Source organism: Macellibacteroides fermentans (assembly GCF_013409575.1).
Lineage (GTDB): Bacteria > Bacteroidota > Bacteroidia > Bacteroidales > Tannerellaceae > Macellibacteroides > Macellibacteroides fermentans.
The window spans coordinates 90,643-116,482 of record NZ_JACCCY010000007.1 but is presented as its reverse complement, the minus strand read 5'-3'; the positions used below and the strand labels follow the sequence as shown (position 1 = coordinate 116,482).

Below are 25,840 nucleotides of genomic sequence, written 5' to 3'. Positions count from 1 at the left end.
GGAACAGAAAAAATATATGAACAAGAAGCCTACAACCTAGGTAAAACATTGGCAGAACAAAATATTGAACTCGTTTATGGTGGTGCAAATGTTGGTTTAATGGGGGCTGTTGCAAACGGGGTGTTAGACAATAACGGTAAAGCTATCGGAGTGTTGCCCACCTTTCTGCAAAAAGTTGAAATTGGTCACGACAATTTAACCGAACTGATTTTAGTTGAAACAATGCATCAACGGAAAACAAAAATGGATGAGCTTTCGGACGGAATCATTACACCTTCCGGGAGGTTTTGGAACACTCGAAGAATTTTTTTGAAATGCTTACATGGGCTCAGCTCGGATTGCATAAAAAACCGGTTGCAATTCTTAACACCAATGGAATTTTACGACGAACTGTATCGCTTATACAGAAAATGGTAGACAATGGTTTTTTAAAAACAAGCTAATCAGGAAATGCTAATCTTAAGTGACGACATTGATGATTTAATCGATAAAAATGAAAACTACAAAGCTCCTGCTTTTGGGAAGTGGATTAATAAAAGCGAAATCTAACTTTAATGGGAAATAAAGCATTGCCGACAGCAGGACTGGTGGTTGTGAAAGGAGACAAACTCCTTTTAGCCTATAGGTAAAAACAAAAAAGCCTGGTATCTGCCTGGTGGGAAAATTGACGATGGAGAAAGCTCTTTAGAAACTCTACAAAGAGAAATCTTTGAAGAACTGAATATTGTGCTGAATGCTGAGCGATTGAAATATTATTGTCATATTACCCGCTCCGGCTTATGGAGAAGAAACCCCTATTATAATGGAGCAGGATTGCTTTATTTATCAATTGAACGAAAAAATTGAACCTAAGAATGAAATAGGCGAAGTCAGATTTTTCGATTATCAAGATGTATCAATCAGAGCCTGCACAGGTTACCTGGCGTTTTACTCGTATTTGACAAGCTTATCAAAGACAAAGTTTTACATTAACATCCTACCTCTTTATTCAAGGATATGAGTTGATTCAGCATAAAAATAATGGGTCGAACGTTCAATCGTACTATAAATTAGACGAACAGATCAAAAGCTAGTTGTTTATCCCAACTATTTGATTTAGAAGCAAACATAGTTTTTCTTTGCTCCCAAATCAAATAGGATTGCGATAATGAAAACACATTGGCCGATTGCTCTTTTTTCTTTCTGTCTTCTTACTTCAGACAGCTATTTCGTATGCGCAGACGTACACCGTTGCCGGAATCGTTGTAGACGATAAAGGTGCGCCGATGATGAGCGTGAATATTTACATCCGGGAAACGCTGGAGGGGAACAAGCAGCAGAGAGGGACGGTTCGTTTGATTTCAAAAACCAACAGCCAAGGGCGAAATCACCCTGTGCGCCCAGATGTTAGGATACACCCTGCGTATATGAAGGGTGAAGCATCCGGGATAGGGCCGGGTACATCTGGTGTTGCATCCTCAAAACGTTGCATTACAGGAGGTATTTGTTACTGCAGGGAATTATCGGTTACAGGGAAGTTCCAAATGGAAAGAGATGTCGCCGGTAAGCATCGGGCGACAACCGCCGGAGGCTGTGGGCGATATTTACAACGGCATTGCTTATTGCCGGGAGTGCAGGCCGCCAGGCGAAAGCGGTAAGTTGATGGTGCGTGGCGGCGACAGTCGTGAGGCGCAGACCTTTATTGACGAGATGCACGTACTATCGCCCTACACCTATACGCCCGAAAACTCGGCCGCACGGGCAGGTACTCTCCATTCTTATTTGAAGGGATTAACTTCTCGTCGGGAGGCTTCTCTTCCGATTATTCCCAAAGTTTGTCCAGCGTACTCCCTCTATAACTACAAAGACGAAAGTCCGGTTACCAAAATCGCGTCAGCCTGTTATCCGTAGGTATGGTGGAGGGGGCACCAAAGCATGGGCAAACTCTTCGCTCTTCCTTCAACGGCGGATTACCAGAACATCGGACCATACAACAAGTTGTTTCCGGACAGCTATGACTGGATCAACCCCTACAACGAATCTCAGGCGAGAGCCAGTTCCGAAAAAACATTGGCAAATAAAGGGATCTGGAAAACATATCTGGCGTACGACCGCACTCGTTTGCCCAGCATACCAGCGAAGCCTTTAATCCGATCAATCGCCGAATGGATTTTGAGGAGGATAATCTGTACCTGAACAGTTACTTTTAGAAAGACATTGGGAAAAGGTTACAAATTCTTTTCGGGCGTTGCCATTTCGTCCAACAAGAAACGAATGGATGGAGCCAGGCTTGCCTCCGATGCATTAAAGGAGACGGAAAGCGAAATTCATCTGAAAATAAAGCAGAAAAACGTTACAGCAATCTATATAAGCTGACCGCCGGTGCCGAAAGCATGCTTCGGCGAGATTCGTTGTCTTACATGTATCCTCCGGCAATCCTGACAGGGGGCGAGATTAGCCATAGCATCAACTCGCTGTTTCTAATAAACGACTTTCAACCTGTCGACCAGCTTGCAAGGAAATGTTTCGGCACGGGTGGAACAGACATCCCTGAACGACCACTGGCAGATTCTCCCCCGCGCGTCGCTTACGTATAAGATGAAGGACTTCTATCTGTCGGCCATCGCCGGATTGTATCAGCAGCTTCCCGAAAACAGTTTCCTGCTCCGGAATCAACACCTGTCGGCCGAACGTTGCTGGCAGTATATTCTCGGGGCCTATCACGAAGCGAATGGAAAAACCTTCCGCCTCGAGGTCTATAATAAGAAATATCATAACCTGGCAACCAACCTGAATAGCATCTACACATCCGACGGCTACGGTTATGCCAGGGGAATTGATCTTTTCCTGAATGACCGCGAGGTGGTTAAGAACCTGGAGTATATGCTGGCTTATTCCTATAATGATTCCAAACGAAAATACGGGGACTATCCCGCAGAGGCTATGCCTCAATATGCCACCAGGCACAATCTGTCGCTGGCACTCAAATACTGGGTTCAGCCCATCCGGTCCACTATCGGCATAACCGACCGCTACGCCAGCGGCCGACCGTACCATAATCCCAACGAAGAGGGATTCATGCAGCATACAACCTCACCCTATAATAGTCTGGATTTGAGTATCAGTTTTCTGTTAAACAAAAAGGTGATTATTCATGCTTCTGCCTCCAACATCCTGGGAAGAAACAATGTATACAATTATACGTATTCCAGCTCGCGGGGAGAAGACGGAGCCTTCGCAAGCAGCCCGGTGAACGCTTCGCGCAACAGTTTCTTTATGATCGGTATTTTTATCACCCTCAGCGGTAATACAGCATACGATGTTTCAAACTTTTAATACACCACAAAAATGAAAAAAATGAAATTGTTTTTACTGATTCTGTCTCTGTCCGGCTTCGGATTTATCAACGCTCAGAATGCGCAACCGGAGTTTTCGGATATCATGACCCGGGCATACACGTCGCTGCAAGATGCCGAAAGTCCCCAGGACCTTGTTAACGCACGAAATACCATGGAGCGGATTTCCATGAAATTCACGGATCAATGGCTGCCTGTATATTACACAAGCTATGTGGATATCATTCTTTCCTTTGTAAACGAAAACAAAGAGACAAAGCTGACTTATATCACGGAAGCAAAAGAGCTGGCAAAAAAGCTGAACAACTATCCGGATGCTGATAAGTCGGAAGTCTCGACGCTTGCCGGGTTTGCGCTTAATGCTCAGGTCGCTGCCGATCCGGAGAACAACGGTCCGGCTCTTTTCGGCGAACTTATCGGAGCATACAAAGCCGCCATCGCCATCGATCCGTCCAATCCGAGACCCGTTTACCTGCTGGCCCGCTTCAACCGGGATATGGCAAAGTTTATGGGACAAACTTCGCCCGAATTCTGCAAAGAGCTGCTAAAAGCGAAGGAGTTGTACGAATCCCGAAAGGATAAACCCTTCTACCCATCCTGGGGAAAAGAGGAGGTAACCCGGTTATTGCTTGAATGCGACAAACAATAACCCGGGAAACCGCTTTATTTCTTCAACAATCCATCCAGGTCCACACTATCCGCATCATTGGGAGCCGGTTTAATTTTCAACAGCCGGCAGATGAGCGGATAGAGACTTATATTGGGAAGCGACGGGTGTGTTACATTCTTTTTAAAGGAAGGCCCGGATGCATAAAAGATAGCCTGCATGGTAGGATCAAAATTGTCATATCCATGTGCCCCTCCTAACCAAGGGTTACCCTTGTCACGGAACTGGACCATACATCCCACATCCGGTAATACAATCAAATCTCCGATGCGGGCATTCGAGCCATACTGATAACGGGCCGGAACCTCTTCTTTCTTCCACACAGTGATGTTCGGAACCTTTTTCAAAATTTCGTAAGCTGTATCCGTGTATCCGGGTTTTGGATAAAGAACGGTAGGCACTCCGTCGAAAACAAATTTGAAACTATCCCTGGGAAGATAATCTCCCAGATTTACATATTTATCGGGAACAAAGGTTGCCATCCCGTGATCGGACGTCACGATAAAATCAATTTTAGGTGCGATATCCAGTTTATTAACCTTGGAGAAGAAACGGGCCAGAACGGCATCAAGCTCTTCCACTTTGTCAATTACCGCAGATGAATCGGGGGTGGCATCATGACCGATGGCATCGGGCTCTTCGATATACCACATCACCAAATGAGGCCGTTGCTCTTGGGGCAACGAAAGCCAGGCAACCACAGAGTCGGCTCTATCATTATAAGGCACCGAACTATCAAACACTTTCCAGATCGAATTGTGCTTTCCTCCTACAGGAGCTTCAGATCCAACCCAAAAATAGGTAGCTGCCTTCACGCCCTGACGCTCGGCAGTGTTCCATACCGGCTCACCGCCATAGAAAGCCGGATTGGATACAGCCTCCCGATCCTTGATGCGGTACATTTTCTGCATGGTACTGTCGTAAAACGAATTGTTGACCAACCCATGGTTATTGGGATGCAAACCCGTAGCCATACTATAATGGTTTGGAAAGGTCACACTGGGGAAACAGGGAACAAAGGAGGCCCTGACTCCAACCTTGGCCAACGAATCGAGCGTAGGCGTATGTCCCCTTCCGGGATAATCGTCCCGAAAGCCGTCCATAGATAAAACCACAACGTATCTTTCCTGGCGTGTCGTCTTACAGGCAGAAAAACTCCATGTAAGGAATAGGGCCAGAAATAAAACAAACATATTCTTATTCATCGGCTCATAATTTTAAATATAAAAGCAGGTAAAAGAAAAAGGCGCCACATGGAGCAGCAGCCTTTTTCAAGATATAACAGTTTAACACCCTATTTGGTCTGAGTGAATTAGAAAATATACCTTACACCCAGCTGAGCTCTCCAGCGTGAATTATAATCGCTCTGGTTGTACAAAGCATTGCTGGCTGGTTTGGTAAACGAGAAGGTAGGTGTACCATCCGAAGCGATGCTTTCAACCTTTATCGGCGTATAGGAATAACCCGGCGAATTTACGGTACCCCAGGCTCTGTTAAACAAATTACCGATATTCAACACATCCAGGTTTACTTGCAAAGTATGCTTTCTACCTCCTACCATCAGATAGAAGTCCTGCATGATGCGTAAATCGAAATGATGTTCGAATGGCGTAATCAGTCCGTTTCTTTCGGCATACTTACCCTGTAAATCTTTCAAGCCACTTTCTTCGCTGTTGATATAGGCCTTCAGGTCGGTCCGTTGCTTATCGGCAGGCAGATTTGTCAGAGGTTTGATTAGCATGGCATCTATTTCCGAGTTGGTAGGAACGTAAATCAGATCATTTCCCTTTACACCATCCTTGTTTAAATCGCCATTATAGCACAACGAATAGCGGCTGCCGCTGTTTCCGCTGTAAAACAAAGCGATGGAAGTGGCCAGGTTCTTTCCGTAGGCCACCTTGTAAGATGCCGAAGCGATAATACGGTGAGGCTGATCGAAATCGGTATAAGAAACCTCCGGGTTATTGGATCCGCGCCAGTTTTCATTGTATGACCAGTTGGAGTAGGCCTGACTGGATGTACCGTCGTTCACCCCTTTCGATACACCGTAGGTATAGGCAGCCATCAGGTCTAATCCGAAGTCGAACGATTTCTCCAACTTTCCTGTTACGTTGTAAGAATAACCTTCGTTGGTATTGCTTAACAGGATAACAGATGTATAATCGGCAGAAATAGAAGGTCCGTATAAGGGACGTTTATCCTTAAAATTATTCAACATTTTGCCCGACTCTTCGATATTGATATTCTGATAATAGATGTCGTTCATCTTCTTGGTATAGATACCTTCCAGGGTTCCACGGATATCAAACGGAAGCATTTTTTCGACAGCCAGGTTTACACGGAATGACTGCGGATATTTAAAATCTTTCGACACCACGTCTACCTCAGTACTGGTCATCGCCTTGCCCAACGGCTGGTTATAGGGATCCGGACTAAATTTGAAATTAATATTTTTCAGATCGGCAGTCTGCAAACGTGTACGTATATACTCTACGCCGGTATTTCCGAAAGAGTTTGAAATCCATACGAACGGGATTCTTCCCGTAAAGATACCTGCCCCGCCTCGAAGCAGAAATGAATTATCTCTGTTGATATCCCATCTGAAACCTACACGGGGAGAAAATAACGGTGTAGATGACGGCATTTTGTTTGTAGCCAGATCACGCGATTTTGCAATCTCGGAGGCATTAAACTTTTCATTTATACTGGGCTTATCCAAATAGAGCGGTATATCAACCCGTAAACCATAGGTAAAGTTAAAGTTATCGGTCAGATTCCATTTATCCTGCACATATAACCCCAGCTGCATGGCTCCGAAGGAGGGAGCCCAATTCTTACTTCCGGTAATTGTTTCATTTGAAAATGAATAATTATATTCCTCCGGCTTTGCCTCTTTGGCGGAACCGATAGACAGGAAGTCGGCTAAAGAACTATACACATAGGAACCAAAGTTCTCGCGGATGAAAAGATTTTCCAACATGAACAGTTCGTTGTGTGTTCCGAAGGTAAGCTGATGCGAACCAAAGCTCAGGTTAAAGTTATCGGTTAAAGTAACAATATCCTGATCCAGGCGGTTGGCTGTTGAGTAACGCTCCGTACCCATTTCAATATACCGTAAATTATCAAGTTTCACCTTAACATATGGGAAAGGAGTAGAACCGAAATCGCGGTTATCACGAACACGTGTATATCCTACGCGCAACTCGTTATTCATCGTGTTGTTAAGCTTCGTATTCAATTCGGCAGCAAATGTGTGTGTCTTGCTGTTCATATAATAACCATTGTCATTAAAGCGTAATCCGTTGGCCGAAAGCGAGTAGTTAAGCTGTTTTCCGCTTACATAACTATGGCGGAGCGTAAACTTATTGTTATCGTTTATGTTCCAGTCGATACGCTCGAGTATCTTATACGATTTAGTGGTAACATCCATCGGACCATATCCGCCTCCGTTGTAACCGCCCGAGATTGACATCAGGTGGTTCATCACCTGATCGGCCTCCTCTTTGGTAACATTCGATCCTTCACCTACATTGTAGGAGGTAGGATAACTTTTGTCGGTTATTTCGCCGTTCACAAAGAAGAATAGTTTATTCTTGATAAGTGCTCCACCAAGACTTACACCAAACTGCATATCTGTCTGCTTGTCCAGCTTCTTCCTGTTTTCCACATTCTTTCCGGCAGTGGTACCCACAAAATCCTGGTTATTACCATAGAAATAAGCACTTCCCTTGAAATCGTTACTTCCCGATTTGGTGATCGCATTGATTCCTCCGCCGGTAAAACCACTCTGGCGAACGTCGTACGGGGCAATAACCACCTGAATCTGTTCAATAGCATCCAGAGATATGGGCTGAATACCAGCCTGTCCGCCGTTGGTTCCGGTACCTGCCAGACCAAACACGTCGTTGTTCACCACTCCGTCTACCTGAAAACTATTGTAACGATTGTTTGTTCCGGAAAAAGAGGTACCTCCATTGGATGAGGCTGCCTGAGGGACCAATCTTGTAAAGTCGCTTACGCTTCTTGAAATTGAAGGCATCAGCTGCAATTGCTGCGAAGAGATGTTGGCCGAAGCTCCTGTTCGTTGCGTATTAAAACCAGGCGCAGCTACTACTACCAATTCATTAAGTGCAATTGAAGATTCATTCATAACCGGATTATAGATGAAAGTCTCGCCCAAAGGGAGGTTGATTCCTACTAAATCCGACTTTTCATACCCGATGTAACGAGTTTCAATCCGATAGGGGCCTCCGGGCTTCATACCCATAATTGCATAATAGCCATCTACGTTTGAAACACCGCTGTAATAAGTTCCCGAAGGAAGGTGAATGGCAACTACCGTTGCACCTGGTAGTGCCTGCTTTTGTACATCCACAATTTTACCTGAGATTGCAGATGTTGTAACCTGTGCATACGATAGGGTTGTAAAGAACAACATCATTAATAGAACAAAACAATACTTTTTCATAAATGGTTTGAGGATAAATGTGTTAAATTGCCATATTATACATTGCAAATATAGCAGTTAATGTTTAACATATCATTACATTCATATTACATTTTTTGACATAAAAAAGTCGGAATTCAAAGATTTAACATTTCTGCAACATCTTTGAAATCCGACTTAAATATCAAACAATCAGTATAGTTTATTCAAGCATGCGAATCACGCTCTGATTTGCCTCCTTAACGGCCTTTTCGTTAATTTTTATTACTTTACGATCGTAGGTCATCAACCCGTTCACTTCGCCCTCTACATCGGTAGTCTGGGTATAAACTGCAGCAGAAAATCCTCGTTTAACCATGTCTTTCAACTCATTGGCAAACTTCACGTATTCGGCTGTCACCTCATCGCTGTTCTTGAACTGAACATATCCCCAGTTTTTGCCTTGTTGCCACAGGTGACCTTCCAATGGAAGTCCGATTCCGCCGTACTCGCCCAATACATTTACTCTTACAGCATCAAACAAGAACATATTCGGTCCCGGATAATTGTGTAAATCCAATACATCACCGCAAGCACGATGGTTTCCTCCACTGGCCGGATTAACCAAGCGGGATGGATCATACTTCTTAGTCCACGCAATCACCTCTTCAGTTTTAAACTGACCCCAGGCTTCATTAAAAGGCACCCACATTACAACCGAAGGATGCGAGATGCACAGATCCATAATCTCTTTCCATTCCTGATAGTAGTTAGCGATGGATTCGTTGCTTCTGTTTTTATCGGTTCCGCCATTATATACATGAGGTTCCCAACGGTTTCCGTGATCGCCGCTAGGCATATCCTGCCAAACCAGGATACCTTCCTTATCACAATGATAATACCAACGTGCAGGCTCCACCTTTACGTGCTTACGAATCATATTGAAACCCCAGTCCTTAGTCTTTTTGATATCATACAACAATGCTTCGTCTGTTGGAGCTGTATACAGACCATCGGGCCACCAACCCTGGTCAAGCGGACCATATTGGAAATAATCTTTGTTGTTCAATTGCATACGCATAATGCCGTTTGCATCTCTTTTTGTTGAAATCTTACGCATCGCGGTATATGATGAAACTTCGTCAATCTTCTTACCATTGCTGAACAAAGAAACCTTCATATCGTAAAGAACCGGATTTTCGGGACTCCATAACTTCGGACTCTTCACTGCCAGGCGCAATGCCTTACCGGCAACGCCCTTAGCTGTTGCAATCTGTTTTCCTCCGTCCAGGATAGCCACTTCAATATAATCGGCTGCACAACACTTAGCAGCAGAAACAGTTACATCTACCAACTCCTTGTCAACATCCGGAATAGCCTTGATTGCAGTAACGTGATTTACAGCAACCGGTTCAAGCCAGACTGTCTGCCAGATACCTGTTACAGCTGTATACCAGATTCCTTCCGGTCTGGAAGTCTGCTTTCCGATAGGTTGAAATCCCTTTTCTGTTGGGTCCCAAACGCGAACCACCAGTTTTTGTTCTCCTTTATTTACCAGATAAGGGGTTACATCGAACGAGAACGGAGTGAAACCACCCTGATGCGAACCAATAAGGATATCGTTCACAAATACATCCGTTTTCCAATCTACAGCACCGAAATTAAGCATTACCTGTTTTCCTTTCCATGAGGCAGGTACCGTAAACGTGCGTTTATACCATAATTCATTTTTCTCTCCAACTGTTTTCTGTACACCCGAAAGAGAAGATTCAACAGCAAAAGGAACCAGGATAGTTCCGTCGAACGCAGCAGGTTCAACGCCTCCTTTTTCGCGGATGGCATATGCCCATTCGCCATTCAAGTTCTTCCATTCCGCCCGTTCCATAGCAGGACGAGGATATTCCGGCAATACAGCGGCTGGATTTATCTGTTCCGCCCATTTGGTTTTAATCTTATCACCGACGGGCTTCCACTGGGCATTCGCCCCCATAACCGTTGCCAGCAGGCAACACAACAACACCTGTTTTTTCATGATCTGTCGTTTAAAGTAAATATTAATTATATAAGTCAATGAAGAATCCTTATTTTTTCAATACCGGAGTTATATATTCCGGATCGATATACATGGTTTGTTCAGAACTTCCTTTTTGTTTACGGAATTTTACCTTCCCTATGTACATAGCCCGGGGATGGATAGACTCCTTATCCTTATGCGCATGAAACACAATACGTAACTGTCCTTTTTTATCGCGGAACATGGCACTATGACCTACTCCCACTAAATCGCCCGGACATTGTAATAACGGGTTGTGTTCATATTTCGTCCACGGACCGTTTACATCGGTTGCAGTTGCACAGCCTATTCCGTAAAACGGACTTTCATAGCTGTTAGCCGAATAGGTCATGTAATACATCCCTTCGTGCTTCATTACAAATGCCCCCTCATTCACCCTGGGCCATATCATCTCCCAAGGTTGAGAAACATGAATACAGGGTCTCATGGTTTCACGTTTAATCTGAAGCAGATCATCTGTAAGCTCGGCAACCCAGATATTCAGTCCGTCGTTGAACCGATCGAAAAAAAGATAAGGCTTTCCATCGTCATCTATAAAGAGGGAATTGTCGATACATTTCTCATCCGCAATCATAGGTTCCTTCTTTTCCTGTTTAAACGGACCCAGGGGAGATTTGGACGTTGCCACACAGATGTGCTCGTCGGCCGAATAATACATATAGAAGGTACCATTCACCAGGTATACTTCAGGCGCCCAGAACCAACGGTCGGCCCACACATCTTCCTTATTCAGGGCCAGTCCGTCGGGCAGATGAGCCGGTCTCGACCACGTTTTAAGATTATCAGACACATACACCTCAATTCCCTTATCCGAGTGGGTACCATACGCATAATAGGTTCCCTCGTGCAATAAAATGAAAGGGTCGCCCAACGGAACAGGGAAAGGACCTTTGTCCTTCCCCTTACCTGTCACAGAATTGCCGACCAATACCAATATAAAGGTCAACATCCATATACACCTGTTTATCTTCATCTCAATCATTTTTACCAGCAGTTGTCGTCTTAACAGCTTTCATCTTATTCTCAAGCATTTTCATAAAATACCCACCCACAACCGACCGGGCACGGAAACCAACAGAACTACCGTCGGTTGTTTCATGCCAGTCACTTAAAGGCATCCGTGTAGTTGTTTCGTTTGCATAATTGTATACCGGAACCAGCAATTCCTTAAAATCATCCGGATTATCTGTCAGACATGCACTCCACAAAATCCAGTCACTTTTGGTATAGGTCTTTCTGCTATCCAAAGGTAATCCGTATTTGTTTTGTTTCGTACGATAATACGACATCTCTTTCGTAGCAATATCAGAAGCAAATATAGTAGAAGCAAACAATTTATCCCAGATGAGGTTGTACTTCTGACTCCAGGTTCCTGCCTGGTCGAAGGTCAGTTTGTAATGATCGCCATCGTTAGCCATCGACTCCCACTTGGCTGCCATTGCTTTTGCTTCGCTCAGGTACTCGTTTGCAATCTCTTTTTCGCCCATCATCTCGGCCATAATACCATAACCGGCAATCCCCATGATCGCTTTCACCGAAAGGTTTGCATTGTGTGCAAAGTGACCGGCAAAGTCGTCTGTACAAAGCTGATTTTCGGGATCAAGACCCTCCTTACGCAAATAATCCGCCCAGGTTGTAAGTACCGTCCAGTGCTTTTTTGCATAATCGGTATTTCCTTCCATTATAGCAATCGCAGCGGTAAGGGTTAGCATGTTACCACATTCTTCCACCGGCATATCGCCGCCATAAGTCTGACCGTTAGCCAACGGATAGGTACCTACGTCGTGAGCAGCGAAGGGTTTGTTCCATTTGCCCGATTCACTGTAATAAAAGATCGGATTCAGCATACCCTTCAATAATTCGGGATTATATACCAGAAACATGGGAGCCGAAGGATAGGTAACATCTACCGTTCCGATGGAGCCGTTACTAAAATTCTCTTTTGAAAAGAACAAAAGATCACCCTCCTTGCTTTCCACTAATTTATGGGCAGCAATAGCCTGTCTATAGGCCAACGCACAAAGTTCGGCATACATTTCGCCTCCGTCTTTTGCAGCCTGCTCCATTAACGTTCCGTCAAAATCATTGCAACGTTGCATTACAGAAGCATAATTGGAAGAAGCTTTCTCAAAAGCCTGATAAATATCAACCTGTCCGTTGCGTTTCCAATAAGGCAGCAGGTTCTCGTTAAAATACTGGATGGAATACAAATCATCGTATCCAATCATCAGATATCCATTGCTTGATGAAACATCCACCATTCCCAGATTCCGGCTATAAGCCAATACAGGCATCTCTTCCTGCATCTTCTGCGATACTTCACCCTCTTTGGCTACCAATACGCCACTTTCATTAAATTCACTTTTCACTGCGTGATATTCACCCAGCTTCATGGAAGTCTGCTTCTCTGCAGCTGCAGCCAGATAAAAATAGCCCCAGTCTATGCGTACATCGTCCCCTTTTTTACCAAGAATATTCTGTTCGGCTGTACCTGTTTTAAGATAGGTAATTCCATTCTTTTCCAGTTTCTCCGATTTCACAGGCTGATTATCTGTATTCACAGCCCATTGGGGTGTGGCATCAAAATAAATCTGCACATCATGTTTTGCTCCGTCGAGGGATTTAACCTGATAAGTAACGTAATTAATAGGCGTAGTCATCAGCTCCAGGTCATCCATCAGCAATGGAGCTGTAAAAATAAGGTCAAGCTGAACAGGTCCGCATTCAAACGTATAGAATGTTTGTGTAGGCATCACGTTGGCCGACTTCTGTACAGCCATCGTATCGAAAGATGTTTTTGTTTCGGGTGTAGTAAACAAGCCAAAGTCTACATACCCTCCACCGGTACGGTTATGACAATGAGCTGTAATTATATTTTTTCCAGGTTTTAACGTTGCTTTTACCTCGTCGGACAACTCAACCATTACATTGTTTTTCCAGGTGTATTCTGTAGCAACAAACTCTATTCCATTAATATAGAGTTCGAATATATCATCGTGCGAATATTCCAGATAAACAGGAACCGATGCAAAATTCTCTGTAAGTTCAAAATTACGACGAATCCAAATGTCTTTCGACAGCCAGGGAGTAGTAAGGTTGGGCATTCCATCGGTACCAAATGCAGCTTTGGCTTTTTTCCACGAACGATCATCAAAGGCAACTGAAGTCCAGTCGCCGCCCGGTTTGGATTCGGTATATGCGGCATCCCAACTTAAAGTAGCTGCCGTTGGAATAATTTCTTTTAAAGGCGTCTCCTCTTTTCCCATAAAACGGTACGATTTCCCATCCACACGCAAAACTCCAATGAGCGGATGCTTTTTACCTGTCCAGTGGCGTACATCATCCTCGTTCAATTTGTCGGTAAACGACCAGGCACTGGTATAAGGGTCGATAGTTATAAGCGGATAAGCCGGAGCCCGTAATTTATTCACTTTTACAGGCGAATAGGTCTTCACTGCATTGTTCGCGCACGATGATGCCATCAAAACAACCAGAAAGAGAAAAAGAAGATTTCGTTTCATACAAATAAAATTTTAAAATGGAAGGTAAAAACCTTAGCAAAACCTATTGGTTGCTATTCGATACAGACTGTAGAATACAGGCCTGTGTTATGGTATTAAATTATAAAATAAAAAGGGAAGAAAAGAGATACCAATCCCTCCTCTTCCCTTTATAAAAGAGCTTACTTAAGCTTAATCACTTTTGAATAAATGGCCTGATCTGCGCCCGAAGTCTTCACTCCGATTCTGGCATAAAGAGCCTTGGCTGAAGCCACATTCGCATTACCGGTCAGGTCCATCGACAGGCTGGCATTTCCGGCAGTCATTCCGGAAAAGTCCTTACGGGCAATGTTATTAACCTCGTCAACAAACGATGTTTTGCTTAACAAAAGCATCACACGGTCGATATTTGCCGTAGCCACCACTTTATTAATCGCACAGGTTGCACTCAGTGTATTACCATTCAACGAAATGGCATCACCCGAAATGGTAAAATATGGGGTAACTTTCACTTCGCATTGGGTACTTCCCTTCAGATTCACCACCATGGTATCGCGGGTATTCACCCAGGGGCCATTCTTATCTTTGGTCACCAATTTATATTCGCCATCGAAAAGCAGTGCTTCGAAGGTACCTTCCTGACCAACATATACGGTAATAGGGTCACGTAGTTCAAAGCCATCCTGATACAATTGCATTTGAATCGCTTCACCTGTGCCTCTCAAACCCAGTGCTTCGCCATTGTAGGTAACTTTACCATACAATTTTGATTTAGGTTCGTCGTAATTATCCAAACCGCAGCTCCACAGAAGCGTTGCCAACAATGTAAATGATAAAATATTTGATAGTAGTTTCATTGCTTTATAATTTAGAATTATTGATATGGATTCTTTACAAGCTTCGGATTGTTGTTAATCCAACCCTGATCAATAAAGTTATAATAATGCTTTGGCTGGAAGTATCTTGGATACGGAGCCATATGAACTGGTTGCTTGTCGAACACCCATTTGCCATTATTCGGATTTCCCGGTTCGTTAATAACGTAAGGGAACAAGGCATACTGCTGTGCATTCGGGTCGTTAGGTATACCATTCCATACCTTATCTGCAATTCTCCAACGCTTCAAATCCCAGTATCTGTGATCTTCAAAAGCAAACTCAACACGGTTTTCCTGTACAATATCATCAAAGGTAACCACTGTCAAAGGCTGAATACCTGCACGTTCGCGAACCATATTGATATATGTCACCGCATCCGCCTGTTTATTCAATTCAAACGATGCTTCGGCTGCAATCATAACCGCTTCGGCAAAACGGAAACGTGGGAACCACATATCGCTGTTACGGCCACGGGTAGAAGACATGGGCGTTTCATCCAGGAATTTACGGAAGAAAAATCCGCTTTTATTGATAAACTGCTCGTTGGTTGTTGTAGGACCGTTGAAAGATGTAATTACATTACCCTGTGCATCGGTTGTACCACCTTTTGCAGTTTCAGACACCCAAACCCCGTTTTCCAACGATTTACGTCCGGCCTGCAAAGGAACCGGCATACCTTTGAAAGGAGCACCCGGATAAATGATTGATCCATATAAACGGGCATCTTTGTTAGCAAAGGCATCTTCCGGTTTATTATAGAAAATATAATTTCCCTGAGCATCCTTGGTCTTGATACCTCCTTCGCGGTTGTCCACATATTCGAATGCTTCAACCAGATTCAGGATTGGAGAATACATACAACGGTCGATATCTTCTGCATGGGTTGCCGGGATATTCAGTTTTGTAAATTCCACAGTTTGTCCCGGATATTTATAATCTCGCGCCCAGATAATCTCTTTGTTGTTTTCTTTCACACAAACAGCTTCATAAAAATTCTTTCCCTTATCATTGGGTTTTGTATTCTGAAGCTGGTACTTACCACTGGCAATCACCTCCTTGGCTGTACTCAAAGCCGTTTCATAATAACCCTTTGCCTTATCGGCCGGGATACCTACTTCGCCTCCGGCAGTTTTAATCGGGTTCACCATCTTGTTGTTATAGTTGGCAATGGATCCGGCGTAAAGGGCTGCACGGGCCTTCAGCATCAAGGCAGCCCATTTGGTTGCACGGGCTCCGTTTATAGACGGTGCTTCAGACAGTAATGGAGCTATTTCGGTGCATTCCTTAATAATATAGTCGTATAATTCGGCTTCGGTAGAACGAGGATATTGCATGGCGGTGATATCCATTCCAGCTTTATATTCGAACACTTCATCACCTACGATAGGCATACCACCCATACCGCGACACATATTAAAATAGGTCCAGGCTCTTAAAAAGCGAGCCTCCCCTTCTATCGAAAGTTGTACATCCTTATCCAATACCTTAGCCGCACGCACACCTGCCAGGAATTGGTTGATGTTACGGATCAGTCCATAATCGTACACGCGCCACTGGGTATCGCTGAATGTTTGCGTGTTATCCGGACCACCATCCGAACGACAAGCCTCATCCAAAAGTATATATGAATAAGAGTCTTCAGTATTTTGTCCCCATCTAACTCGTTCGTAGTAATTGGCTAAAACTGACTTAATCATGTTTGCATCACCAAAAACCTGTTCTTCCGTAAGAATCTGATCCGGGTCTCTTTCCAGAAAATCAGAGCAGCTTCCGAAGGACAAAGCTAAAGCGGCTACAGCCGTTAAAATATAATGTTTCTTCATCTCATTTAAAATTTAAGTGTTAAACCAAGGTTCACAATTCGGGTTGTTGGATACTGAAGTCCATTTTCACTTGTAATTTCAGGGTCTGTACCTTTTGTATTAGCAAATGTAAGCAGGTTCTGACCGGAAACATACAGTCTTAATTCTGAAATCAGGAATTTTTCCAATACCTGTCGTGGAATTGTATAACCAAACTCTAAATTTCTAAGTTTCATGTAGCGGATGTTGTGCATCCAGAAGGTACTGTTCCAATAGTTACTATGGCTACTGTTACCGATTAACATCGTTGGATATTTACCCGGAATCAATGCGCTGTTAGCATCGGTTATATCAGACAATCTCCAGGTGTTTTCCATGTAATACTGAGAGTTGTTACCTCCGTCGTGGAACGGATTACGTTGTTCCCAGTCTTGTCTCCAGCTGGCCAATGCGCCTCCTGTCAAGTCGAATGCCAGGTCGAATCCTTTGTATGCAAATGAGAAGTTCATACCGAAGTTAAGTACTGGAGTAGAACCCTGGCGGTAACCGATGGGACGTTCGTCCATACCGTTAATCACCTTATCACCGTTCTGGTCTTTGTACTTGATATCACCCGGGCGAAGAGTCTTGTTACCCTGACGGTCGTTATCAATTGGCCAGGAAGCAATTTCTTCCCATGTCTGGAACTGACCATCGGCTTCAAGTCCCCATGACAGATAACCGAAACGCTCGTTAATAGAATTACGGTATACATTCCATGAATTGCTGAAACGAGGTTTGTACTGGTTCCAGTCGTAAAAACGAGAATAGGTAACGTTTGCACCAATAGAATAAGAAAGATCGCTGATCTTATCGCTCCAGCGGGCAGATGCGTCGTAACCTAGATGCATATCCGAGTTCAGGTTTTCTTTAGGCAAACCGAACCCAGCTTCCGACGGGATCAATACGTCGTAACGCGATGCCGGCAAACCGGTACGTTTACGTTGGAAGAAGTCGAATGTTCCAGTTAGTTTTCCATCTACAAAGCTTGCATCTAAACCAATGTCCAAAATCTTTGCTTCAATCCATGAAAGCGTTGTTACAGGTAAACCTCTGGGAACACTACCGATGGTATATTTACCATCAATTACGGAGCCTCCGTTCTTATAGTTATATCCACTCATATAATCGAAGGCAGCATAATCAGATACGTTATCGTCTCCCATCATACCGTAAGAACCTCTCAATTTCAAGTCGCTTACGATAGCACCGATTTTAGTATCTTTCCAGAAACCCTCTTCGGATATTCTCCAGCCCAAAGATCCCGATGGGAAGAATCCCCAACGGTGATGAGGTGGAAATTTCCAGGATCCGTCGTAACGGGCAGAAAGTTCTACCAGGTACTTATTAGCAAAGTCATAATTTACACGACCGATCCAACCCAGACGAGCTTCCGTATTATTACCGGTATCATCATAAGTATCCATGGTTTCGTAAGTAATCAGATGCAGGGCATTGGAGGCCGGAATTGAATGTACCCAATTTTTGGGTGAATCCCTTTTAATAGATTCCAGACCAACTACAGCTGCTACATTATGATCCCCAAACGTTTTATTATAAGCTAATTGAACATTGGTGGTTAATTCTTCAACCATTTCTGTTGTACGTTCTCTCCATGGATTGTTATTTTCAAACATCACAGGATAGGTGTCCGTTGCTTCATCGTAACGATATAGCTTGTAGGTATACTCCTGGTTATCATGCTTTCTGTTGGCCAGATAGTAACCAAACATACCTTTCGCTTTCAACCCGTCCATAATCTCATATTCTGCATCGAAATTAAGTTGAGCTACACGCCAGGTATCTTCCATTTTACCGGACAAATCGTAATTTAACCAGGCAAAGTTCGTACCAGAGTCTGTTGAGGTCATGGTTGGATACTTCGGATTGTCATTAGCAAACGGACGAACCGTAGGCAAGTTTCGGTATGTTCCGAAAAGAGGCAACCAATAGTCGTCGCCACCCGGCACACCCGGATTCATACGCTTCTCAATACGACCGTTCATAGCAGCACCCAGTTTCAGTTTATCATTAACCTGCGATTCGATGTTCATCTGCACGTTTGAACGGGTGAAACCTCCGTAATTAACGATCATTGCATCCTGGTTAAGGTGACCCAAACTAAAGTAATAGTTTATCTTGTCTGAACCTCCGGATACATTCGCATTTATATATTCCTGAGGAGCTGTTTCCCAGATAAAATCCTTCCAGTCGAAGGGTTGATATCCTTTTTCAGTACCCTGTTTCCATTTGGCCAGGTCTTCTTTATCCCAGGTAAGAGATTTACCTTGAATAGTTTGCGACTGGATGTAATTTTCCACGTAGGTGGCAGCATCTGCCGGATCGGGGAAGTTTGACAATGTCTGCCAACCATAATAGGCATTCAAAGAAACCGTATTTTTGGTATTCTTGCTACCCTTTTTAGTTGTAACAACCACAACTCCGTTAGCTGCACGAACCCCGTAGATTGATGCGGAAGCATCCTTTAATACGGCGATGGATTCGATGTCGTTAAAGTCGATGTTGTTAAACTGTCCGGCATCTTTCTGTACCCCGTCAATTACATACAAGGGATTTCCCATGTTACGAATTTGGATAGAGGTAGTAGAACCCGGGCGACCGTCGGACTGACGGGAGTTAACACCTGCAATTTTACCTACCAAAGCACCCGATGTAGTAGAAGAAACCGAACGACTCAAGTCGTTTGCGCCGATGGAAGAAATAGCACCGGTCAGCGTGGCCTTTTTCTGTGCCAAACCGAAACCGGTAACTACAACTTCGCTTAACTGTGTGGAATTTTCTTTCATTACAATGCTTAGCGAAGTACTGTTGGCAACCACCGTTTGGGTTAAATAACCAACATACGAAACTTCGAGGGTTGCACCCACCGGAACATCCAGCGAGAAGTTTCCGTCCATATCGGTAACAGTCCCTGTAGTGGTACCCTTAACTACGACCGAAGCGCCGATAATGGTTTCGCCGAATGCATCTTTCACCACTCCCTTGATGCTACGATTCTGCTGCACTTCGGGTAAAGCGGTTTTTGAGAACGAACGCAGATTAAGCTGTCCTGTATTTCCCTTGGGAATAAGCGCAATCTGATTGTTCGAAATCTCATAAGTAAGATTGGTTGAACTCAATAATTCGGACAAGACACTGGTAATCTCATCATTATCAGCATCCAGATTAACCACATGATTTAAATCCGTTTTATTCGCATCATAAAAGAAGGAATACCCGCTGGCTTTTTCAATTGCGGTCATCGCTTTAGACAGCGATACGTTCTTAAGTTCAACAGTAATTGTTTTTGCTTGTTCGGCTGCCCGTATTTCTGCAGGGCCGCCTAGATAGAGAGTAAACGCAGCTAGTAAAACGAGCCGTTCACTCCTTTTTAAATAATTAAACAGACGATTCTTCATAAATGAATTTTATTAAATAAATTAACAAATCAAATGTTGCCCAACAAGGGGCATACAGGTTAACAATTTCGATCTCTATCCATAGGCTTTAATTTTTTAGGTTCATTTCTTAGGTGTTATTATCACTGTTTCATCTTCTGTATAATGATATTCTATGGGATTAATGCGTGCCATAAGACGCAAAATCTCCTCAAAAGGTTCTCCTTTAATAGTAAATGTATAAGCCTGACTTTCAGGAATGGATGGATCCAATATGATTTTAACATCGTACCACCTGGACAAATAGCCGGAAAGCTCTTTAATCGATTTCTTTTCAAAGCGAATGGATTCCTGTGCCCAGAGGGCTTCAAATGCCACATCCGTCTTTTCAACCTCAATCTGTCCGGTATTTTTTGCACATGTAGCCTCTTCGCCGGGAACGATCAATTTCGACTCGTTGGCTGTGGCAACCTCAACCGAACCGGATATAAGACTTACACTCACATCTTCCTTATCTTTACGGGCATCCACATTGAATACGGTTCCGTATACCTTAACATCTACTCCATGGCTCTGTACAATGAAAGGGCGGCTCTTATCTTTTGTCACATTGAAACAAGCTTCTCCATTAAGACGGACCTTACGCTGATTGCTCCAAACGGAAGAAGAATACTCGAGGGTAGTCTCCTTATGAAGCCATACAGTGGTTCCGTCCGGCAAAATCACCTTCGATTTTCCGTTATAAGAGGCATAGGTCTGAACAACGTGGTTGGAGCGTATCCATTGATTGGTGACATATCCGGTAATGGAAAGCAGTAAAATCAAAAGTAAAGAGGCAGCAACTGCCATCCATCTGAATTTATTTGCCGGGAATCTGATTTCCCGGCTTTTCGTTCCCGCCAGCCGTTTCTCCATCTTTTCCCAGCATTTATCTGCTCTGGATGGTTGTGTCATCCGTTCAAACATCAACGTATTCCACAATTGGACAAATTCCTCGTAAAGCGCCCGGTTATTCTCAACGGCTTTCCAGCGGTCGAGATCTGCCTGCTCATCAAGGGATATCTCCTGTTTAAGTTCCTTGATTATACGCTCCCAAGGTATTTTGTTATTCATATTTCTCTATTGTTTTAAAATAAGACGCACAACTTGGCTGCTACCCCTAAATGCCTGAAAAAAATTATTTAAACAAAAGGTAATACCAATAGGTATCCCCATACTTCTCGCCCAACCTTTTTTGAATCGCCGACGAACCATCTTGTGCAACCAACTCTCTCTCAAAAAGTGTATACTGATGTTCCGTCTCGCTGCTCATTCCGTGTTGTATCCAGTACTTACGATCGTCGGGAGCGATGAAAGGTAACGCCTGTTGCTGTGTAACCGCCAACTGAGGCCATACATCGGTCGCATAATATTTCTCCAGCAATAATTTGAACCGGCTTAAATCCTTGTTGACCAGATAAAATGCCGCCAGATATTGAAAGGCGGTCTGGTTTTTAGGATTATTGACGGCCAACATCTCCAATTCCTGCAATAAATGAGCCGATACCGCTTTACCGGCAATACCATCAAGACCTTTTCTTCTACTACCCAGTACCGGGTGCTTTTCCACCGCCTCATCATTAAATAAAAGCTGACGGTAACCCGATGCCCATTCCTTATAAAAGAGAGTCTGTTCGAGCAAAGCTATATATTTTTCGGCAACCCTGTATGCCCCCATAATCAGATTTGTTTCCACCAGCCGTTTAAGCAAACGACTGCTACCGCCGTTTACCGAGCTTACACAACCCTCAAAGGCAAACTTCTGGGCAGAAGCCACATCTCCTATACCATAATATATATCACTCATCGGCATGGCTGTTGCAATTGAATTGTCCCAGGTTGAAACAAGCGATTTAACACCCTGCTGGTTGTAAGCGAACATGGCATCACCCAACTTTCCCTGTTGAGCCAAAGCATAATTTACCAGGTTCATTTTGCGTTCTGACATCGGGTCCTTCAGCTCAACCGCCAGCAGTTTATTCCATTGCTTTGTATAAGCATAATAATCAAGCTGCTTCTCCTGAATGGTGCCGGTCAGCCCGTATCGGCTATAACAGCCGGCAAACAGTCCGGCTAAAAGTAATATAGGAATTAGCAGAGTTGAATATTTCCTCTTCCTGTTTGCTGTTTTTGGAATCCTGTTATTATAATAATGTGATGCGAGTATACAAAACGGAAAAACAATCCAGGCGAGATACCCCTTACTCCCATCAATCTGCGGGTCGGCATACGCATCGGAAAGAAAGGCAAAGCGGAATTCGCCAACCACCGAAAAATGGAGACTTGCCAATGCGAGAAGTAAAACTACAGCCAACAATACCAACGAAATATACCAACGGATTCCTTTCGTCACAAACTCCCACAACAATACGCATACGGCAAACAGGATGCTGACTGGGCCGGCTATCAGATAAAGGACGCTACCCATAAACAAGCCGGCAAGATGCCTGCCCCATGAATCTGAGAAGCTTCTATAGCCAACAAAAAAGAGTATGAAGAACAGGTATGCAATAATCCCCTGCAAAAAATAGTTGGGGTCGATAATAACCGGATATAACGAGACAACAGGGAAAAGGCTTAACAACGAAGTCTGCATAGATTTTGAAGAACCGGATATGCCTTTTTTAGTACTCCACCAAACGCCGTAAAGAAGGATAGAAATGATAATGGACCCTGCCCAGGGCACGACAAAAAACTGAACCATAAAACGAGATAACCACAAAGACACCCCCCCGGGCTGCAGCAAAACATCTTCCGCCCATTGCGCATTAAACAAAAACAACTGTATCTGTTCCATATAATAGAAATGGTAACAATAGTTGGTTTGCAGGAAAGCCACAAACAAGACAAATAAGGTTAACCCAAGTATAATTTCTCCTTTCTTAAACACGACATCATTATTTTACATGTATGACGCACAACCGCCTTACATCCCCTAAGGAACCAATCTAATTTTGAACTTTATAGAAAACTCTTTACCACAAGTAAGCATATTTGTCACCCAGAAAAGCCTTGATTTTTTTAAGAGCAATGGTAATCTGTCCCTCAACGGTCTTAACCGAAATGCCCAGCTCTTCGGCTATTTCGCGGTTCGTAAGGTTTTTATCGCGGCTTCTGCTGAAAATCTCCCTGCATTTTTCGGGAAGTAAAGATACAGCTTCTTCAACCAGCCGGGACAACTCATCAAATTCCACCTGCCAATCTTCGGTGCTGAACAGTTGGCCGTTCACATCTTCTATGGCTACGGTATCCTTTTTATCGCGTATATGTGTGAAAGCTTTATTTTTAGCTGCCTGAAAAAGGTAGGCTTTCAAGGTAATCTTAATTTCGAGGGTAGTACGGTTCTCCCATATAAAGGAAAATAAATCCATGACCAGCTCTTCCGTTGCATCCCAGTCGTGAATATAGAAATTGACAAAATGGCTTAATGGATCTATATATTTATAGAATACCTGCTTGAACGCCAATTGGTCATCCTGTTTAATCAGCTTCAATAATAGTATGTCGTCGTTCTGCGCCTCCATGATGTTCCTGCGGTAAAAGTACATAAAATAATAGAATTTTAGCATTTTTGTAATAGTTTTGCTAAAACAGGATACCTAATGTCCATTCTGAGTAATAGTCTAGCAGTAAAAGGAGTGCTGTTTGGTGATTCAACGGCTGTTTACGTAAATATCTGCAGCAATTATATACTTACATATATCCTCCTCTTTATACACACGATCATTAAAGAGAGTTAGCACTTTACATTAACAATATAAGACGCTAATAAACAGTGGTTAATCATTTGCATTACGAACAGCTATTCAGTATGCAGCTGGCTACTGCAAGTTATTCAATTGAGAAACTTACAGTATGCAGCTGCATACTGCTAACAACACAGCTGCATACTGAATAGATACCTGTTACTTACAATTAGTTTCCAACCTATTTGTTGCTTATTATCCGTTAGAAAAAAGATACAGCCCAATGTAAAAACCCGTAAGCGTCTCCGCGATACCGTCTTGTAAGATTTATTAATTGTTATTAGAGTTTAGTCCACTTGTCTGGAAGTAAATCGCGATATATTTGATCGGGAGCGGTTGGACTTATGTATGCCAGTCGGTTTAGTATGTCCGTAAAGTATTCGAAGGAGTTTATATTATGAAGTTTGCAGGAGATGGATAGCGAGTAGAGCAATGCCGTTCTTTTAGCTCCGGCATGACTGCCACAAAAAAGAGAGTTTTTTCTGCTTAAAGATATGCTTCGCATACATCTTTCCACGGCATTGTTATCCAACGCATAGTCCGGACGTACAATGTAATTACACAGTGCATCGTACTCGTTGAGAGTATAATTCACGGCCTTCGAGAGGGGACTCTTGGGAAGGGTGGATGGATTGGATTGTATTTCCAACAGTTTACTTTTTAGTTCAGCCAGTATGGGTGGGGCGTACTCTTGTCTATGTTCAAGGATTTTGTCGGGCTTCCATTTCGGGTCAATCTTATGCTCCGCCTGATAAAGCCGGTTGATTATGTTGACAATTCCGATGGCTTCTTTATCGTTTGCGAGATCCAGGAACTGACGCTTGCAGTGCTGGAAGCATGCCAGCCGGATTACATCAGGATAGGTATCGGTCTCAAGTATTTTATAGTTGATCAGCCCGTCACTCTGGATGGCTCCTTTGTAATGATTGCCGATATAGTTGGTCAGAACCTCCCGGGATCGGGAGCCGTTTTCATAAAAGTACTGGACCAATTTCTTTGTATTGGCCAGCGAAGCCCAGATATACCCTTTGCGTACGCCCTTACCATCCTTGTTTTTCTCTTTGGTAAGGATGGTATGGTAACTTTCATCCATACAAAGATAGTCATCTTCAAGGATCGCTGTATGAAGAACATCATCCAGGCGGTCCATTAATCCGGCAGACTTCTTAATCAGTCCGTGGGCGGTAGCTTTGTTTAATTCAAAGCCATTTTCTGTAAAATACTTGACAATCCGCTCCACAGGCATGGAGTAAACATACCGCAGTTGAAGCATGCCGGCGATAAAGGAGGCATCATAGTTTGAGTTCTGCAGGGGAGATCTGGGGGCTTTACCCGAGTAAACCTTTTCCTGCTGTACGCAATTATATTGTCTGTATATGATTTTCTTAAAAGTAGCCTTGCTGTAGGTATACATGACGGAGTCTACAGATCCGATCACCCTGGCCTTTTCTTTGTCAAAGGCAGGGTCATCGGGATATACATGCTCGACAATGGTTTCCAGAGAGAAGTATTCTTTCCGTTTGGCATTGTTGTTTCCGCGGTCTTTGGGCAAAACAGGGGGAGCGGTTTCTGCCGGTTCTTCTTTTGCAGCATCGGGCACAAGTTTTTCCGATTTATTGGAGAGAAGCTTGCTCATTCTCCGGTTTTTCCCCTCAACCTTCTGCATGTCCCCATTCTTTTGAAGAAGGCTTTTTTCCAGCGAACGGATTGTTTCGGTTAAACTACCAACCTGGACAGAGAGGCTTTCTATTTGTTCGGATTGCCGGACGAGTTGTTCCAAATACATCTTTTCCCTTTGAGCGGAAAGTTTCAGCTGGTCTTCCTGTAGTTCAATAATCCGTTTGCTATTCATGTCATAAAGATACGGACAATACTTCGGATATCAAAGTAAATTACAATAAATAATTTAGCTATATATTTGGTATACAATATATTA

Annotated in this window: 19 protein-coding genes and 1 pseudogene; 8 read left to right on the top strand and 12 right to left on the bottom strand. The window is 43.5% G+C overall.

Annotated elements, in window-relative coordinates; all coding sequences use genetic code 11:
• Positions 1-12: 12 nt before the first annotated feature.
• From F5613_RS16620 to F5613_RS15910, 8 genes and pseudogenes are all read left to right on the top strand, one after another.
• Positions 13-276, top strand: a pseudogene (locus F5613_RS16620) (LOG family protein); the annotation flags it as partial.
• A 38-nt stretch (positions 277-314) separates the two neighbouring features.
• Positions 315-443 (top strand): LOG family protein, encoded by a 129-nt coding sequence (locus F5613_RS16615; RefSeq protein ID WP_262890372.1) that lies wholly within the window; start codon positions 315-317, stop codon positions 441-443.
• A 178-nt stretch (positions 444-621) separates the two neighbouring features.
• Complete coding sequence (locus F5613_RS16580; protein ID WP_317171266.1) at positions 622-846, top strand: NUDIX domain-containing protein; 225 nt, start codon at positions 622-624, stop codon at positions 844-846.
• 600 nt (positions 847-1,446) lie between these two features.
• Complete coding sequence (locus F5613_RS15930; RefSeq protein WP_179400487.1) at positions 1,447-1,890, top strand: hypothetical protein; 444 nt, start codon at positions 1,447-1,449, stop codon at positions 1,888-1,890.
• 24 nt (positions 1,891-1,914) lie between these two features.
• A complete protein-coding gene (locus tag F5613_RS15925) occupies positions 1,915-2,175 on the top strand; it encodes a hypothetical protein (protein ID WP_179400486.1) in 261 nt (86 codons plus the stop codon).
• 21 nt (positions 2,176-2,196) lie between these two features.
• Positions 2,197-2,355 carry a hypothetical protein gene (locus F5613_RS15920; RefSeq protein WP_179400485.1) on the top strand — a complete coding sequence of 53 codons (159 nt, stop codon included), beginning with the start codon at positions 2,197-2,199 and terminating at the stop codon, positions 2,353-2,355.
• Between the two features lie 135 nt (positions 2,356-2,490).
• Positions 2,491-3,315, top strand: a complete 825-nt coding sequence (locus tag F5613_RS15915; RefSeq protein ID WP_179400484.1) for a TonB-dependent receptor — start codon at positions 2,491-2,493, stop codon at positions 3,313-3,315.
• Between the two features lie 12 nt (positions 3,316-3,327).
• The gene (locus F5613_RS15910) at positions 3,328-3,984 is read left to right on the top strand and encodes a hypothetical protein (protein ID WP_179400051.1); all 657 of its coding nucleotides are present in this window, start codon (positions 3,328-3,330) and stop codon (positions 3,982-3,984) included.
• A gap of 14 nt (positions 3,985-3,998) precedes the next feature.
• Here F5613_RS15910 and F5613_RS15905 read toward each other — a convergent pair whose 3' ends face one another.
• From F5613_RS15905 to tnpC, 12 genes are all read right to left on the bottom strand, one after another.
• Complete coding sequence (locus tag F5613_RS15905) at positions 3,999-5,207, bottom strand: alkaline phosphatase family protein (RefSeq protein ID WP_179400050.1); 1,209 nt, start codon at positions 5,205-5,207, stop codon at positions 3,999-4,001.
• Positions 5,208-5,314: 107 nt separating this feature from the next.
• Positions 5,315-8,470, bottom strand: a complete 3,156-nt coding sequence (locus F5613_RS15900; RefSeq protein ID WP_179400049.1) for a TonB-dependent receptor — start codon at positions 8,468-8,470, stop codon at positions 5,315-5,317.
• Between the two features lie 181 nt (positions 8,471-8,651).
• Positions 8,652-10,460: a glycoside hydrolase family 2 protein gene (locus tag F5613_RS15895; protein ID WP_179400483.1), complete on the bottom strand. Its 1,809-nt coding sequence runs from the start codon at positions 10,458-10,460 to the stop codon at positions 8,652-8,654.
• A gap of 49 nt (positions 10,461-10,509) precedes the next feature.
• A complete protein-coding gene (locus F5613_RS15890; protein WP_179400482.1) occupies positions 10,510-11,484 on the bottom strand; it encodes a glycoside hydrolase family 43 protein in 975 nt (324 codons plus the stop codon).
• A complete protein-coding gene (locus F5613_RS15885; RefSeq protein ID WP_179400481.1) occupies positions 11,477-14,023 on the bottom strand; it encodes a glutaminase domain-containing protein in 2,547 nt (848 codons plus the stop codon). The genes F5613_RS15890 and F5613_RS15885 overlap by 8 nt, the downstream gene beginning before the upstream one ends.
• Positions 14,024-14,184: 161 nt before the next feature.
• Positions 14,185-14,859 carry a DUF3823 domain-containing protein gene (locus tag F5613_RS15880; protein WP_179400480.1) on the bottom strand — a complete coding sequence of 225 codons (675 nt, stop codon included), beginning with the start codon at positions 14,857-14,859 and terminating at the stop codon, positions 14,185-14,187.
• 17 nt (positions 14,860-14,876) lie between these two features.
• Positions 14,877-16,703, bottom strand: a complete 1,827-nt coding sequence (locus F5613_RS15875) for a RagB/SusD family nutrient uptake outer membrane protein (protein ID WP_179400479.1) — start codon at positions 16,701-16,703, stop codon at positions 14,877-14,879.
• Positions 16,704-16,708: 5 nt separating this feature from the next.
• Positions 16,709-20,140 carry a TonB-dependent receptor gene (locus tag F5613_RS15870; RefSeq protein WP_246303442.1) on the bottom strand — a complete coding sequence of 1,144 codons (3,432 nt, stop codon included), beginning with the start codon at positions 20,138-20,140 and terminating at the stop codon, positions 16,709-16,711.
• A 102-nt stretch (positions 20,141-20,242) separates the two neighbouring features.
• Positions 20,243-21,232, bottom strand: coding sequence for a FecR family protein (locus F5613_RS15865; RefSeq protein WP_179400478.1), 990 nt, complete (start codon positions 21,230-21,232; stop codon positions 20,243-20,245).
• 64 nt (positions 21,233-21,296) lie between these two features.
• Entirely contained in the window at positions 21,297-23,048 is a 1,752-nt protein-coding gene (locus F5613_RS15860) for a DUF6057 family protein (RefSeq protein ID WP_179400477.1), read from the bottom strand.
• An 85-nt stretch (positions 23,049-23,133) separates the two neighbouring features.
• Entirely contained in the window at positions 23,134-23,727 is a 594-nt protein-coding gene (locus tag F5613_RS15855; RefSeq protein WP_317171265.1) for an RNA polymerase sigma-70 factor, read from the bottom strand.
• A gap of 457 nt (positions 23,728-24,184) precedes the next feature.
• Entirely contained in the window at positions 24,185-25,756 is a 1,572-nt protein-coding gene (gene tnpC / locus F5613_RS15850) for an IS66 family transposase (RefSeq protein ID WP_179399143.1), read from the bottom strand.
• Positions 25,757-25,840 lie beyond the last annotated feature (84 nt).

Bases quoted from the DNA above. Each gene is read 5' to 3' on its own strand.
- F5613_RS16615 (WP_262890372.1), top strand. From the start codon at position 315: ATGCTTACATGGGCTCAGCTCGGATTGCATAAAAAACCGGTTGCAATT.
- F5613_RS15925 (WP_179400486.1), top strand. From the start codon at position 1,915: ATGGGCAAACTCTTCGCTCTTCCTTCAACGGCGGATTACCAGAACATC.
- F5613_RS15910 (WP_179400051.1), top strand. From the start codon at position 3,328: ATGAAAAAAATGAAATTGTTTTTACTGATTCTGTCTCTGTCCGGCTTC.
- F5613_RS15905 (WP_179400050.1), bottom strand. From the start codon at position 5,207: ATGAATAAGAATATGTTTGTTTTATTTCTGGCCCTATTCCTTACATGG.
- F5613_RS15900 (WP_179400049.1), bottom strand. From the start codon at position 8,470: ATGAAAAAGTATTGTTTTGTTCTATTAATGATGTTGTTCTTTACAACC.
- F5613_RS15895 (WP_179400483.1), bottom strand. From the start codon at position 10,460: ATGAAAAAACAGGTGTTGTTGTGTTGCCTGCTGGCAACGGTTATGGGG.
- F5613_RS15890 (WP_179400482.1), bottom strand. From the start codon at position 11,484: ATGATTGAGATGAAGATAAACAGGTGTATATGGATGTTGACCTTTATA.
- F5613_RS15885 (WP_179400481.1), bottom strand. From the start codon at position 14,023: ATGAAACGAAATCTTCTTTTTCTCTTTCTGGTTGTTTTGATGGCATCA.
- F5613_RS15880 (WP_179400480.1), bottom strand. From the start codon at position 14,859: ATGAAACTACTATCAAATATTTTATCATTTACATTGTTGGCAACGCTT.
- F5613_RS15875 (WP_179400479.1), bottom strand. From the start codon at position 16,703: ATGAAGAAACATTATATTTTAACGGCTGTAGCCGCTTTAGCTTTGTCC.
- F5613_RS15870 (WP_246303442.1), bottom strand. From the start codon at position 20,140: ATGAAGAATCGTCTGTTTAATTATTTAAAAAGGAGTGAACGGCTCGTT.
- F5613_RS15865 (WP_179400478.1), bottom strand. From the start codon at position 21,232: ATGAATAACAAAATACCTTGGGAGCGTATAATCAAGGAACTTAAACAG.
- F5613_RS15855 (WP_317171265.1), bottom strand. From the start codon at position 23,727: ATGCTAAAATTCTATTATTTTATGTACTTTTACCGCAGGAACATCATG.
- tnpC (WP_179399143.1), bottom strand. From the start codon at position 25,756: ATGAATAGCAAACGGATTATTGAACTACAGGAAGACCAGCTGAAACTT.